General features: G+C 67.6%; 11 protein-coding genes and 3 tRNA genes. 13 read left to right on the top strand and 1 reads right to left on the bottom strand.

Features of this window, described 5'->3' with window-relative positions; translation table 11 throughout:
- The first annotated feature begins 59 nt into the window (after nt 1–59).
- From dusB to ACN0TP_RS03350, 13 genes are all read left to right on the top strand, one after another.
- The gene (dusB, locus tag ACN0TP_RS03410) at nt 60–1,238 is read left to right on the top strand and encodes a tRNA dihydrouridine synthase DusB (protein ID WP_417217476.1); all 1,179 of its coding nucleotides are present in this window, start codon (nt 60–62) and stop codon (nt 1,236–1,238) included.
- Nucleotides 1,222–2,550 (top strand): deoxyguanosinetriphosphate triphosphohydrolase, encoded by a 1,329-nt coding sequence (locus ACN0TP_RS03405; RefSeq protein WP_417216647.1) that lies wholly within the window; start codon nt 1,222–1,224, stop codon nt 2,548–2,550. The genes dusB and ACN0TP_RS03405 overlap by 17 nt, the downstream gene beginning before the upstream one ends.
- Nucleotides 2,551–2,639: 89 nt before the next feature.
- Nucleotides 2,640–4,625, top strand: a complete 1,986-nt coding sequence (gene dnaG, locus ACN0TP_RS03400) for a DNA primase (protein WP_417216645.1) — start codon at nt 2,640–2,642, stop codon at nt 4,623–4,625.
- 64 nt (nt 4,626–4,689) lie between these two features.
- Nucleotides 4,690–4,762: transfer RNA gene (locus tag ACN0TP_RS03395), tRNA-Asn, on the top strand.
- A gap of 115 nt (nt 4,763–4,877) precedes the next feature.
- Nucleotides 4,878–6,323, top strand: a complete 1,446-nt coding sequence (locus tag ACN0TP_RS03390) for a lipase maturation factor family protein (RefSeq protein ID WP_417216642.1) — start codon at nt 4,878–4,880, stop codon at nt 6,321–6,323.
- 99 nt (nt 6,324–6,422) lie between these two features.
- Entirely contained in the window at nt 6,423–7,232 is an 810-nt protein-coding gene (locus ACN0TP_RS03385; RefSeq protein ID WP_417216640.1) for an SGNH/GDSL hydrolase family protein, read from the top strand.
- Nucleotides 7,233–7,295: 63 nt separating this feature from the next.
- Nucleotides 7,296–7,371: transfer RNA gene (locus tag ACN0TP_RS03380), tRNA-Asn, on the top strand.
- 430 nt (nt 7,372–7,801) lie between these two features.
- Nucleotides 7,802–8,602, top strand: a complete 801-nt coding sequence (locus tag ACN0TP_RS03375; protein WP_417216637.1) for a phage holin family protein — start codon at nt 7,802–7,804, stop codon at nt 8,600–8,602.
- A 96-nt stretch (nt 8,603–8,698) separates the two neighbouring features.
- Nucleotides 8,699–9,319, top strand: a complete 621-nt coding sequence (locus ACN0TP_RS03370; protein WP_417216634.1) for a CDP-alcohol phosphatidyltransferase family protein — start codon at nt 8,699–8,701, stop codon at nt 9,317–9,319.
- Entirely contained in the window at nt 9,307–10,215 is a 909-nt protein-coding gene (locus ACN0TP_RS03365) for a DMT family transporter (RefSeq protein WP_417216631.1), read from the top strand. The genes ACN0TP_RS03370 and ACN0TP_RS03365 overlap by 13 nt, the downstream gene beginning before the upstream one ends.
- Before the next feature lie 93 nt (nt 10,216–10,308).
- Complete coding sequence (locus ACN0TP_RS03360; protein WP_417216629.1) at nt 10,309–11,499, top strand: glycosyltransferase; 1,191 nt, start codon at nt 10,309–10,311, stop codon at nt 11,497–11,499.
- Nucleotides 11,500–11,580: 81 nt separating this feature from the next.
- A tRNA-Ile gene (locus ACN0TP_RS03355) sits at nt 11,581–11,654 on the top strand.
- Nucleotides 11,655–11,741: 87 nt separating this feature from the next.
- Nucleotides 11,742–12,938, top strand: coding sequence for a glycosyltransferase (locus ACN0TP_RS03350; protein ID WP_417216626.1), 1,197 nt, complete (start codon nt 11,742–11,744; stop codon nt 12,936–12,938).
- Here the strand turns inward: ACN0TP_RS03350 and ACN0TP_RS03345 are convergent.
- Entirely contained in the window at nt 12,898–13,470 is a 573-nt protein-coding gene (locus ACN0TP_RS03345; RefSeq protein ID WP_417216624.1) for a murein hydrolase activator EnvC family protein, read from the bottom strand. The genes ACN0TP_RS03350 and ACN0TP_RS03345 overlap by 41 nt on opposite strands.
- Nucleotides 13,471–13,728 lie beyond the last annotated feature (258 nt).

Here is a 13,728-nt window from a genome sequence, read left to right as displayed (position 1 = left end):
CCACCGCGGAACCGTCGTTCGGCGGATTTGGACGGCTTTGAGAGAATAGGGGTGTGAGCGTGATTTCCCCCGATACCCAGACCCCGCCGAAACTGGCCCTGCCACCCCTGCAGCTCGGCCGGCTGACAGTGGACACCCCGGTCGTCCTCGCACCGATGGCGGGCATCACCAACACCGCCTTCCGCCGGCTCTGCCGCGAATACGGCGGCGGACTCTACGTCGCGGAAATGGTCACCTCACGCGCCCTGGTCGAACGCAACGAGCAGTCCATGCGCATCATCTCCCATGACGACGACGAGGACATCCGCTCCGTGCAGCTCTACGGGGTGGACCCCGCCACCGTGGGCGCCGCGGTGCGCCTGATCGTCGAAGAGGACCGCGCTGACCACATCGACCTGAACTTCGGCTGCCCCGTCCCCAAGGTCACCCGCCGCGGCGGGGGAGCGGCCCTGCCGTGGAAGACCGACCTGTTCACCTCCATCGTCAACGCGGCCACCCGCGAGGCGGCCCGCGGCGACATCCCGCTGACCATCAAGATGCGCAAGGGCATCGACGAGGACCACCTGACCTTCATCGAGGCCGGCAAGATGGCCCGCGACGCCGGCGTGGCAGCCGTGGCCCTGCATGGGCGCACGGCCAGCCAGCACTATTCGGGAACCGCCGACTGGAACGCCATCGCCGAACTGCGCAACGCCCTGCCTGACATCCCGGTGCTGGGCAACGGGGACATCTGGAGCGCCGAGGACGCCATCGCCATGGTCGAGCAGACCGGAGTGGACGGCGTCGTCATCGGCCGCGGCTGCCAGGGCCGCCCCTGGCTCTTCGGGGACATCCAGGCGGCCTTCGAGGGCTCCGAACGCCGTTTCCGCCCCACCTTGTCCAAGGTGGCCGCCAGCTTCCACCGCCACGCCGAACTCCTCGTCGACTACTTCGAGGACGAGGGCAAGGCCCTGCGGGACATCCGCAAGCACGTCGCCTGGTACTTCAAGGGCTATGCCGTGGGCGGGGAACTGCGCGCAGCCCTGGCAGCGGTACCCACGCTCGAGGTCCTCGCCGAACTGCTCGCCCAGCTGGACCCGGAAGCGCCCTACCCGGGCGAGGGAGCCGAAGGCCCGCGCGGCCGTGCCGGCTCCCCGAAGAAACCCCACCTGCCCGATGGCTGGCTGGAGAGCCGCACCCTGAACGAGGAACACCGCGCGCAGATCTCCGCCGCCGAGCTGGATGTCTCCGGTGGCTGAACCGAACCAGCGCCGGACCCCCGCCGGCTACACCGCCTTCGATGAGGAACGCTGGGTTCCCGAACCGGAAAAGAAGTCGTACCGCACCAGCTTCGAACGCGACCGCGCCCGCGTCCTGCACTCCTCGGCACTGCGCCGCCTCGGGGCCAAGACCCAGGTCGTCGCCCCCTACTCGGACGACTTCGTGCGGACCCGGCTCACCCACTCCCTCGAGGTCGCCCAGGTCGGCCGCGAACTCGGCGCCACGTTGGGCTGCGACCCGGACGTCGTGGACACCGCCTGCCTCTCCCACGACCTCGGCCACCCGCCGTTCGGGCACAACGGGGAGAAGGCGCTGAACCGCCTGGCCGCCGACATCGGCGGGTTCGAGGGCAACGCCCAGACCCTGCGGCTGCTGACCCGGCTGGAAACCAAGAAGTTCCGCCACGACGGTTCACCGGCCGGCCTGAACCTGACCCGTGCCACCCTCGACGCCGCCTGCAAGTACCCGTGGCGCCGCGAGGATGCCCCGATCCGCAACGGACGGCAAACCGGCAAGTTCGGCGTCTACGAGGATGACCGGCCAGTCTTCGACTGGCTGCGCTCCGGGCACGACGGCGGCGCGGTCGTGGCGCCGGAACCCCGGCAGAAGTGCGTGGAGGCCCAGGTCATGGACCTGGCCGACGACATCTCCTACTCCGTGCACGACGTCGAGGACGCCATCGTCGCCGGACGCTTCCAGCTGCAGTGGATCCGCGACGCCGACCAACGCGCCCGCGTCATCGACTGCACCCAACGCTGGTACCTGCCCGACGTCGACGCGGCCACCATCGACGCGGCCCTGGCCCGCCTGGAAGCCACCGGCGAATGGGTCGAACACTACGACCAGTCCCGCAAGGGAGCCGCGGCGCTGAAGGACATGACCAGCCAGTTCATCGGCAGGTTCTGCCAGTCCGCCTACGAGGCCACCCGCGCCGTCTACGGCCCCACCCGGCTCACCCGGTTCAACGGCCGGCTCATCGTCCCCGAGGAAACCGAGCACGAGATCGCCGCGATGAAGGGCCTGGCCGCCGCGTATGTGATGACCAGCCAGGAACGCCAACCCATATACCAGCGCCAGCTCGAGGTCCTCAGCGAACTGGTCGTCCTGCTCAACGAGACCGGTGATCGCTACCTGGATCCCCTGTTCGTCGAGGACTGGCGCGCGGCCGACGACGACGCCGGGCGCCTGCGCGCGGTCATCGACCAGGTCGCGAGCCTCACCGATTCCTCGGCCAAGGAATGGCACGCCACCCTGGTCCAGGGGCACTCCTTCAGCCTCGAGCTCTTCTAGCACGACGGCGGAGCCCACCCGGGGTGCCCCGTCCACAGGCGTTCCCGGGGCGTGGTTCGGCGTCCGGGGCGGGCACTAGACTGGTCGTCATGGCCGGCCTGATCAAACGCGAAGACATCGACGAGGTCCGCTCCCGCACGGACATCAAGGAGGTCGTCGACGGCTACGTCACGCTCCGCTCGGCAGGCATCGGTTCCTTCAAGGGGTTGTGCCCCTTCCACGACGAACGCAGCCCCTCCTTCCACGTCCGCCCCCAGGTCGGCACGTTCCACTGCTTCGGCTGCGGCGAATCCGGTGACGTCATCTCCTTCATCCAGAAGATGGACCACACCACCTTCTCGGAGACCGTCGAGCGCCTGGCCGCCCGCATCGGCTTCGAACTGCACTACGAGGACGGCGGAACAGGTCCCAACCGCCAGGAAGTGGGGCGACGCCAACGACTGCTCGATGCCCACAAGATCGCCGAGGAGTTCTTCCGCGCCCAACTGCTCACCGAGGAAGCGTCCACCGGACGCAAGTACCTCTCCGAGCGGGACTTCGACCGGGCCGCCTGCGACCACTTTGGCGTCGGTTATGCCCCGCGCGGTTGGGACCCGCTGCTCAAGCACATGCGGAACAAGGGCTTCCACGACGAGGAACTCAAGCTCACGGGGATGTTCTCGGAGGGCAACCGTGGCATCTACGACAGGTTCCGCGGCCGCCTCATCTGGCCCATCCGCGACCTGACCGGTGCAACCATCGGTTTCGGCGCCCGCAAGCTCTACGACGACGACCAGGGCCCCAAATACCTCAACACACCCGAAACCCAGCTCTACAAGAAGTCCCAGGTGCTCTATGGCGTCGACCTGGCCAAGCGCGAGATCACCAAGAACCGGCAACTGATCGTCGTCGAGGGCTATACCGATGTGATGGCCTGCCACCTCTCGGGGCTTGGCACCGCGGTGGCAACCTGCGGCACGGCCTTTGGTGCCGACCACATCAAGATCGCCCGCCGGCTGCTCCAGGATGACGGAACCGGCGGTGAAGTGGTCTATACGTTTGACGGCGATGCCGCCGGCCAGAAGGCGGCGTTGCGTGCCTTCGACGAGGACCAGAGCTTCATCGCCCAGACGTATGTCGCCGTCGAACCCACCGGTGCAGATCCCTGCGAGTTGCGTCAGCAGCGCGGCCCGGAGGCCGTGAAGGAACTCATCGCCTCCAAGCGCCCGCTCTTTGAATTCGCCATCCGTACCGGACTGAAGAAGTTCAACCTGGACACCGTCGAGGGACGGGTCCAGGCCCTCCGCGCCTCGGCGCCCATCGTGGCCGCCATCCGCGATTCGGCCATGCGTCCGGCCTACTCCCGCGAACTTGCCGGGTGGCTGGGGATGGACATTGAAGACGTCAACCGCGCCGTCGGGGCTGCCGCCAAACGGGCCCGGGAGGCCCGGGCCCCAGGCCACCAGCAGCCAGGATACGACCGCGGCTCCCGGCCCGCGGGAGACGCCCGTTTCGCCGGACACGGCCAGCGTGGTGACGGGCAGCAGCGCGCCACCGGCTACCCTGCGGATCACGGGGCCGCTGGTTCCGGCGGCGGCATGCCGGAGGCCCCTGCACCGGCTTTCGAACGCCCGGACCTGCGCGACCCGGTCACGCGCATGGAACGCGAATCCCTCGAGGTCGTGCTCCAACAGCCGGGTCTGCTCAGCGCCGAGCAGTGGCAGGCCTTCTATGCGGCCAGGTTCCTGGCCCCCGTGCACGCCGCAGTCCACGATGCCGTCCGTGCTGCCGGCGCTGCCGGAGCGACCCCGGCACAATGGGTGGAATCCATCCGGCAGGAGGTCCCGGACCCGCTGCGTCCCTTCGTCTCCGAGCTGGCGGTCAACCCCCTCCCCGCCAACTCCGAGGAGGGATTGGCCAAGTACTGCCAGGGCATCATGAACCGCCTGTTCGACCTGCAGATCACCCACCAGAAGGCCGACCGGATCGGACAGCTCCAGCGCATGGACCCCGTCGCGGACCCCGAGGGCTACCAGCGGATCAACCGTGAGCTGATGGAATTGGAGTTGCGCCGGCGCGCATTGCGCAAGGACTAGGAGCAGCCCGCGACGACGATTTAGCAACCCCGGCCGGGCTCTTGTATAGTCGTATCTGTTGCTTTCCCCCGTAGCTCAATTGGCAGAGCATTCGACTGTTAATCGAAGGGTTACTGGTTCGAGTCCAGTCGGGGGAGCGAATACCGGATGTCCCCGCCACAGATCGTGGCGGGGACATTTTTTCATTCCCGGTCCACCTGACGAGGCAAATCCCGGGTGGGGTCATCAGGCATCCGGACCTACGATGGGCCCATGGAGTGGCTGGCCGCATCGGACTACTGGATCGCGCGGGAGATCCTGCAGCGCGGGGTCGCCGCGCTGTACATCGTCGCCTTTGCCTCCACGCTGAACCAATTCCGGGCGCTCCTGGGTGACAGGGGACTGCTGCCGGCCCCACGGCTGCTCGCCGGCCCGGGTGCCAGAGGTCCTTCGATCTTCACCAAATGGGGTTACTCGGATCGGAAACTGGTGCTCGTGTGCTGGGTCGGCATCGCCGTCTCCGCCGCCCTGGTGGTCGGCTTGCCGCAGTCCGGCCCCGCCTGGCTACCGCTGCTCGCGTTTCTGCTGTTGTGGGGCCTGTACCAGTCGGTGGTGAACATCGGACAGGTCTTCTACGGTTTCGGGTGGGAAATGCTGCTGCTCGAGGCAGGGTTCACCGTCGGATGGCTTGGATCCCATCAGGTGGATCCGCCGCGGACGATGCTGCTGCTGATCGCCTGGCTGGTGTTCCGGCTGGAATTCGGCGCTGGCATGATCAAATGGCGTGGCGACCCCGCCTGGCGTGATCTCACCGCCCTCTACTACCACCATGAGACCCAACCGATGCCCGGGCCACTCAGCCGTCGCGCCCATCTGGCGCCGCGCTGGTGGCACCGCTGCGAAGCAGCAGGAAACCACGTCGCGCAACTGGCGGTCCCCTTCCTGCTGTTCGCGCCACAGCCGGTCGCCTCCCTCGCCACACTGGTCATCGTCGTCACCCAATTGTGGCTGGTGGCCTCGGGCAACTTCGCCTGGTTGAACTGGATCACCATCGTGCTCGCCTGCTGCGCCGTCAACGACACGGCCCTCCGCGCCATCGTCCCGTTCCTGCCCGGAAGGGCAACACTCCAGCGCGGACCAATCGACGCCGCAGAGCCCTGGTGGATCGTGTTGGTCCTGGCAGCCACGGTGCTGTTGGCCGTCGCCAGCCTGCCCGCCTTGCGCAACCTGTTCTCACGCCGCCAACTCATGAATGCCAGCTTCAACCGCTGGCAGCTCGGCAACGCCTATGGCGCCTTCGGCAGCATCACCCGCGAGCGCGTCGAGGTCGTCATCGAGGGGGCCACCGGGCCGGGGACCCCGGTAGATGAGCCGACGTGGCACGAATACGAATTCCACGGCAAGCCCGGCGACGTCCGCCGGCGGCCACGTCAGTTCGCGCCCTACCACCTGCGCCTGGACTGGATGATGTGGTTCCTGCCGCTGGGTTCGGTCCACCAACGCTGGTTCCATGCCCTGCTGGGCCAACTGCTGGTGGCAGACCCCGCCGTCCTGGCCCTGCTGCGCGTGGACCCCTTCCAGGGCAGGCCACCGGACCGCATCCGGGTCCTGACCTACAGATACCGGTTCGCCACGGATGCGGAGAACCGCACCCATGGCTTGTACTGGATCAGGTCGAATCGCCGGCTGGTGATCGGTCCCGTCGAACGCGACCGATGATGACATCGCGGCCCGGACGGCCGACCGGCCACCTGGTGTTTGCCGCGCGTTCGCACCGGTGTCGCCGAACGGCGACGTCCCGCTTGTAGCATCGCGGACATGGCAAAACGGCTCGTCGCGATCGGCGACTCCTTCACGGAAGGCGTCGGCGATTGGGAACCCCGTCTGCCCAATGGGGTCCGCGGCTGGGCCGACCGCGTGGCAAAGCAACTGGGGAAGGCCGACCCGGACTGGGAGTACGCCAATCTGGCCATCCGCAGCCGACGGCTACGCGGGATCGTCGAGGAGCAGATCGAACCGGCGTTGGCCCTGGAACCCAGCGTCATCACCTTCTACGCCGGCGGCAACGACCTGCTTGAATTCCGCCAGGACGTGCCGGCCCTGCTCGAGGAGTATTCCCGGGCCGTCGCCCGCCTGTGTGCCTCCGGAGCGCAGGTCCTGCTGTTCACCGGGTTCGACATCCCGCTGCCCCCGCTGCTGGAGCCGATGCGCCGGCGCAACCAGGTCTTCAACGCGCACGTGCGGGAACTGGCAGCCCACCACGGGGCGACCCTGGTGGACTACTGGTCGTGGGACGTCTATCGCGACCGCCGCATGTGGGACACCGACAAACTACACATGAACCGTGCCGGTCACCGGTACCTGGCCATTCGGGTGTTGGAGATCCTCGGCGTCGAGCATCAGCTGGCCTTTGAACCGTTCGGGCCCGCCGAACGGGTGCCGGCCCGTCAGGCGCTCGTGCGCGACATCGAGTGGGCGCGCCAATGGGTCTTCCCGATGTTCGGCCGACGGATGCGCGGCGTGACCCTCGGAGACGAGCTGAGCCCACGATGGCCACACCCCATCAGACCTGCCGACGGCATGAAGAAGCTGTATCGCAAACGCCGGCAGGACGCGATCGCGGGCTGATCCGGCAGGCGGACAGCGATTCGGAATTCACCGGGCCTCCTGCTAAAGTTTTACTCGCTTCCTTCCCCCGTAGCTCAATTGGCAGAGCATTCGACTGTTAATCGAAGGGTTACTGGTTCGAGTCCAGTCGGGGGAGCCAGTAGAGGGCGTCCGCCCCGCCAGCACGGCGGTCCGGACGCCCTTTTTCGCGTCCCTCAGCTCATGCGAGGGACCCTCGCTGCCCGACCTTCCCGGCCGCAGCGCGGCGATGGCCAGCAGGATGCGCCCGTCCCCAGGGAACCTGCGCGATGGCGACACCGGCGATGACCCAGCAGGCCCCGAACCGGTAGGCCAGCCGACAACCGGCCAGCCGCGAAAGCGGGTCCGGGCACGGGCATTCTCGGGGGCAACCGGGCAGGCCAGCGCACCGGTCGACGGGGCGCCGGGCCCGCCGTCCAGCCCGGCGCGGGATGGGTATCGACGGCGTCTCGTGGCGGTCCACCGTTCACTGGCACGCGCCTCATGTCGGTCAAGATGGTAGGTTTTTGAGTGCACGGGCCCATCCGGGCCGCCGCCGAAGGAGGATCAGGATGACACGAACAACGTCCGCACGTCGCCCATCGTCGTTCACTGGCTTGATCAAGCTTGTTGGCCGGCTGGTGCCCAAGCAGCTGCATGATGAGATCCAGCTGGCGATCACCCAGATGAAGACCAAGGGCATCCAAGCCGGGATTGGTGCCGGGCTGGCACTGGTCGCCGTCGTCTTCCTGGCGTTCATGGTGGTCGCCCTGATCACATCGGGCATCCTCGGCCTTGGCCTGGTGTTCAAACCCTGGCTGGCAGCCCTGATGGTGGCAGCGCTCTTCCTGGTCATTGCAGCCATCCTCGCGTTGGTCGGCATCGGGAAGATCAAGAAGCAGCTTCCCCTGATCCCCGAAGACGCCATTCGCGGCGTGAAGTACGACCTCGGCATCATCAAGGAAGGCCGTTCCTTCGACCCGTCCACCCTGGATGAGAAGAAGTCGAAGGAAGACAAGGCAGCCGAGAAGAACCAGAAGAAGGAAGAAAAGGACAAGGACAAGCCGGCCCCGGTCCCGTACAACGAACTGCTCAAGCGTTCGCAAGCACGCCGCGAACACCTAGCGGAGGTCCGCGACGACCTGGCCCCGAAGCTCGACGTGAAGCGCCAGGCCAAGGAGAAGTCGGCCACCGCCAAGACGTACGCCCAGGACGGCAAACTGCGCGCCCGCCATGCGCTGGACGAACGCATCCACCAGCCGGCGCCGTCGGACGCGTCGCAGGTCTTCAAGGAGCGCTGGCAGCCGCTGGCCGTGATGGGTGCCTCCCTGGTTGCCCTGGCCGCGTTTGTGCGCAAGCTCCGCAAGTCCTGACCGAGGCGGTTCCGCGGCCGGGGTGGACGTGGCGGCCACGTCGGCTCCATCTGGCCACGGGGCCGGCCGGGAACGGCAGCGAAAGGGGAAGCGCGCGTGAAGATCATCGGTGCCGGTGGCCGTGACGACATCGAATACCGCGAGCTCGCCACCTTCTGGACGATTCCGAACCTGATCACGGTCCTGCGCTTCGGGCTGGTCCCGGTCTTCTTGTGGCTGGTGATCGCCGACCACTACGCCTGGGCCACTGCGGTGCTCGTGCTCCTCGGGTCGACCGACTGGATCGACGGCTACGTCGCACGCCGGCTCAACCAGATCTCCACCGTCGGCAAATGGCTGGACCCGGTAGCCGACCGGCTGGCCCTGTTCGCCGTGGTCATCATCTTCGTGGTCGACGGGATCGCCCCGGCCTGGCTCGTCTACTCGATCATGGTCCCGGATCTGGTGCTGATCATCAACGCCCTGGTCCTGTTCCATGGAAGCCCGAACCTGCCCGTGAGCAACCTCGGCAAGATCCGCACCGCGCTGCTGCTGGTCGGAACGCCCCTGTTGCTGCTCAGCCAGGTCGAAGCCGCGCAAAGCGCAACTGTCGAAGCGGTGGCCACCATCATCCTCGGCATCGGATGCCTGCTGCACATCGTGGCCGCCGTCCTGTACTTCCGACAGGCCCAACGCAAGGCCCGCGTGCTGAAGGCCGGCGGAACATGGTCTGGCTAGCGGTCTGCTGCGCGGTGGCTGCCGCGTTCTTCCTGGCCTTTGGCACCCAGCGCCAGAGCAGCGCGGTACGCGCCAGCAGTGGCGGACTGGCAGTGTCCTCACGGGGGATCCTGCGCATGCTGGCCAACCCGCGGTGGCTGACGGGCATGCTCCTGATGGGGGTCGGTACAGTGCTGAACGTCTATGCGCTGGCTTCCGCCCCGCTGACCGTCGTGCAACCCATCGGCGCGATCGCCCTGGTCATCACCACCGTGGTCAACTCCCGGGACCAGGGAATCAGGATCAACCGGCCCACCGTACTGGCCATCACCGCCTGCATCACCGGGAGCATCGGCTTCGTGCTGCTGGCGATCAACGCCACCGTCTCCACCCACGAGATCAACAGGCAGCAGGAACTGGCGACCGTGTTGCTGCTGTGCGTCGTCGTCGCCGCGCTGCTGGGCATCCTGGTCACCTTCCGGCGGCGGATCGGCGCCTTCGTCTACATCATGGGAGCCGGAGTCCTCTTCGGCTTCGTGGCGGTGCTCGTGCGCACCATTGCCATCGGCCTGATGGATCCCAACGGCAAGGTTCTGGGCAACATTGCCTGGTACGTCATCGTCGCCGTCGCCGTCGCCGGGCTGTTGGGCACCTACTGCGTGCAGAACGCGTATTCCAGCGGCCCGCCCGACCTGGTCATCGCCGGGCTGACAGTGATCGATCCCATGATCGGCATCGCCATCGGGGTGGGCATCCTGGGGGAGTTGCGACCCGACGTGCATCCGGTGGTCGCGATGTCCATGGTTGGGGCCGCCCTCATTGCTATCGTGGGTGTCATTGCGTTGTCACGTCATCACCCAGATGTCCTGCAGCGCCAGGAAGAAGCACGACGACGGCAGGCGGCTTCGGGGGCTTAGTGGACCTGGATCCACCCGGGCACGATCGCCACCGGCCCGACGTCGCGGACCCAGCAGTCGTACCCACCCCCGAGTAGCAGGAGCCAGCCCCCAGTGAGCGGTGACAAACCCCTGACCATCCTCATCGCAGCGGACACCTACCCGCCGGACGTCAACGGGGCGGCGGTCTTCTCGCACCGCCTGGCCACCGCGATGGCCTCCCGAGGGCACACGGTCCACGTCGTGGCCGCCCGCGAAGTGAACGGCCCCGGCACCGTCGAGCACCGGGTGGAGGCAACCGTCCACCGGCTGCGCTCGCACAGCCAGCCGACCAAATCCACCTTGCGCCTCTGCCTGCCGTGGGAGGCCAAACGGGACATCGGGAACATCCTGGACGAGGTCAAGCCCGACGTCGTGCACGTCCAATGCCACTACATGATCGGGCAGGCCGCCGTGAACGAGGCGGCCCGCCGGGGGATCAGGACGATCGCGACCAACCACTTCATGCCGGAGAACCTCGACCCGTTCCTGCCCTTCCCGAAATGGTTCAAGCGCATCGTCGCCCGCAACTCCTGGCGGGACATGGGCAAGATCATGGGGCGGGCAGCGGTGGTCACCACCCCGACACCGCTGGCCGCCCGCGCCATGATGAGCCACGCCCGCCTGCGCAAGGTCCTGCCGTTGTCCAACGGCATCAACGCCGCCAACTACCAGCTGGCCGCCGGCGAGACGGTGGAACCTGCAGCCTGGCCCATGGTGCTGTTCGTGGGGCGCCTGGCCGTGGAAAAGAACGTGGACGTGCTCATCGAGGCACTCGGGCAGACCACCTCGGAACCGGCCCCGCATCTGACCATCGTCGGCTCCGGCGAACAACGCGGGCCCCTGGAGCGTCGCGCCGCCGAATTGGGCCTGAAACACCGGGTGCACTTCACCGGCCACATCGACGACGCGGCACTGCGCAACGCCTACCTCCAGGCAGATGTGTTCTGCCAGCCCGGTACCGCCGAGCTCCAGTCCCTGGTGACCCTTGAGGCCCTCTCCGCGTCGACCCCCGTGGTCCTGGCCGATGCCATGGCGCTGCCGCACCTGGTCGAGGACGGCGTCAACGGCTATCTTTTCGAACCCGGAAACGCCCGGGAACTGGCCGGCAAACTGGACGCGATCCTCTCCCTCGATCCCGCCGACCGGGCACGGATGGGGGCAGCCGGGCTGAAGAAGGCCGAACAACACAGCGAGGCCCAGACGATGGATGTCTTCGAGGCGCTCTACCACGGTGCCGACGCCGATGACTTCCTCCCGGCGTGAGAACCTGACCTCGTTGCGGCCCCGGACGCCGGTTTCCATTAGGATGACAAGGGCCGCAGCGCCACCGGACGGTGGTGGCAGGGGGCGATAGCTCAGTTGGTTAGAGCAAGGGACTCATAATCCCTGGGTCGTGGGTTCAAGCCCCACTCGCCCTACCCTCCCGGCCGGTGCGCAGCAGCGCACCGGCCGGCACTCCGTCCAGGTGGTTTCTTCAACGGCAGATACCGATCCGGAGGGCCAGCATGGACAGCGCATTGCACGTGGTCATGTTCACCGACCAGCATCCCCACACCCTGGGGGGCATGCAGACCTCCGTCGAACTCCAGCGCAAATTCCTCTCGCGTGCCGGGCACCGCAGCACTGTCGTTTCGCCGGCCCTGCGGGGCTCGGAAGCGGCACCGGATCCGGATATCGTGCCCATGCCCACGCTCCCGCTGGGGCCCGGCGAATACGGCATGGCCATTCCGTCGAAGCGGGCCATCGCCACCGTCATCGATGAACTGCGCCGGCGCGGGAACATCGATGTCATCCACGTCCAGGCCGACTTCTGGGGGGCGGCTGTCGGATACGCCGTCGCCGCGGCGCTCGGAATACCCGTCGTGCACACCATGCACAACCACGTCGAGGCCGGATTGCGGGCGACCATGCCGCTCCCCGGACTCTTCCAGCGGGCCTTTTCCCTGATGCAACGTCGGGTGCTGCACACCGGGGGTCCCACACCGGCTGATGCCTCGGCCTACCTGCGCGGCTTCGCGTCCCGGGCCGCCGTGGTGACCGCGCCCTCCACCCATTTCGCCGAGCTCCTCCAGGATCGCGGAGTCTGCTGGAAGGCCGAGGTCATTCCCACCGGGCTGGACGACGACGTGGCTCGCGAACTGCTGGCAGAGCCCCGTGAACGGGCCCCTCGGGACCGGCCCGTGCTGACCTGGATCGGCAGGTTCAGCGCGGAGAAACGCCTCATCCCGTTCCTCCAGGCGGTAGCGGCCTCCGGCATCACCGCCCAGGTGGACATCTTCGGCGACGGCGCCGAACGCCATCGCGCCCAGCGGCTGGCCGCCGACATCACCGCCTCCACCGTGACCTTCCGTGGCCGGGTCCCCTACCGGCGGATGCTCACGGAATTGCGACGCAGCGACGCCCTGGTCCAGACCTCACAGGGATTCGAGACCCAGGGGATGACCGTCTACGAGGCCGCAGCACTGGGGACCCCCACGGTGCTGAGCGACCATCGGATCGCCGCAGACCTGCCGGCCGAACTTCTCTGGCTGACCCCCGATGACACGGTCGCCGGGTTGGCACGGGCGCTATCGCGTGCCACCGCCGACCTGCGCGATGGCCAGCGGGCCGGCACCCGGTCAGTGGACCCGGAGCGGTTCCTGCAAAGCCGCCAAACCGAACTCATGGTTGCCGCCTACCGTCGGGCCATGTCCGGCCGGTAGCCGACGGGATCGGCAACAGCACCGACGGGCGCCGGTCCATCACCAGCGACAAGGGGTCGATGTACTCCCCGTTCAGACGCACGCCCCAATGCAGACAGGCATCCGAGCAATGCCCGCCGGCGTGCACGCCGGCCACCACCTGGCCCCGCGAGACCACGTCGCCCACCTCCACCGTGGCGAGTGCTGGTTCGAAACTGGAAACCAGCCCGTTGCCGTGGTCCACGGTGACCACCGGGCGGTCAACCACGATGCCCACGAACGCCACGACACCGGCGGCAGGGGAGTGGACGCGGGCTCCGCGTGAACTGGTGAGGTCAACGCCGCGGTGACCGGCGGACCAGGGCGACTCCGGCCGATCGAAGACGGCCAGCAGGTCATCCGGTCCGCCCAGCGGCCAGGCCCAGGCCCCGACCGGTGCCGGGGATTCCCCGGTCGGGGGCCGGGGTGCCACGGCGGAGGCCGGCCCCGCGGCGAACAGGCAGCAGACGAGCAGGACGGCGGTGGAGTGAAACCGGGAAATCGAGGTGGCCATGCACCGATCGTCCATCGTCGCTCCGGGCTGTTGTCGCCGCCGGTGGCGCCGGGGGATATCCGGTGCCGATTGCCGCTTGTGGAGGGCGGGAGGGCGGTCAGCGGGACCTGGCCGCTGTAGTACACTGGTAACCGCAGTTCTGTGCGTCGATGGCCTGTGCCCATGGGCCGGATACGCAGGGAACTGACTTCGCGCATTGCGTCTCCATCCGTTGACCGGATGGATCGTGCCGCCCACGGTCCGGAAACCCGGTAGGCG

Source organism: Arthrobacter sp., from assembly GCF_048266065.1.
Classification (GTDB): domain Bacteria; phylum Actinomycetota; class Actinomycetes; order Actinomycetales; family Micrococcaceae; genus Arthrobacter_H.
This window is presented reverse-complemented; position numbering and strand designations above follow the sequence as displayed.

What these genes read in the sequence shown, in the direction of transcription:
- dnaG (WP_417216645.1), top strand. Translation starts at nt 2,640, where the DNA reads ATGGCCGGCCTGATCAAACGCGAAGACATCGACGAGGTCCGCTCCCGC.
- ACN0TP_RS03345 (WP_417216624.1), bottom strand. Translation starts at nt 13,470, where the DNA reads ATGGCCACCTCGATTTCCCGGTTTCACTCCACCGCCGTCCTGCTCGTC.
- ACN0TP_RS03350 (WP_417216626.1), top strand. Translation starts at nt 11,742, where the DNA reads ATGGACAGCGCATTGCACGTGGTCATGTTCACCGACCAGCATCCCCAC.
- ACN0TP_RS03385 (WP_417216640.1), top strand. Translation starts at nt 6,423, where the DNA reads ATGGCAAAACGGCTCGTCGCGATCGGCGACTCCTTCACGGAAGGCGTC.
- ACN0TP_RS03405 (WP_417216647.1), top strand. Translation starts at nt 1,222, where the DNA reads ATGTCTCCGGTGGCTGAACCGAACCAGCGCCGGACCCCCGCCGGCTAC.
- ACN0TP_RS03365 (WP_417216631.1), top strand. Translation starts at nt 9,307, where the DNA reads ATGGTCTGGCTAGCGGTCTGCTGCGCGGTGGCTGCCGCGTTCTTCCTG.
- ACN0TP_RS03375 (WP_417216637.1), top strand. Translation starts at nt 7,802, where the DNA reads ATGACACGAACAACGTCCGCACGTCGCCCATCGTCGTTCACTGGCTTG.
- ACN0TP_RS03390 (WP_417216642.1), top strand. Translation starts at nt 4,878, where the DNA reads ATGGAGTGGCTGGCCGCATCGGACTACTGGATCGCGCGGGAGATCCTG.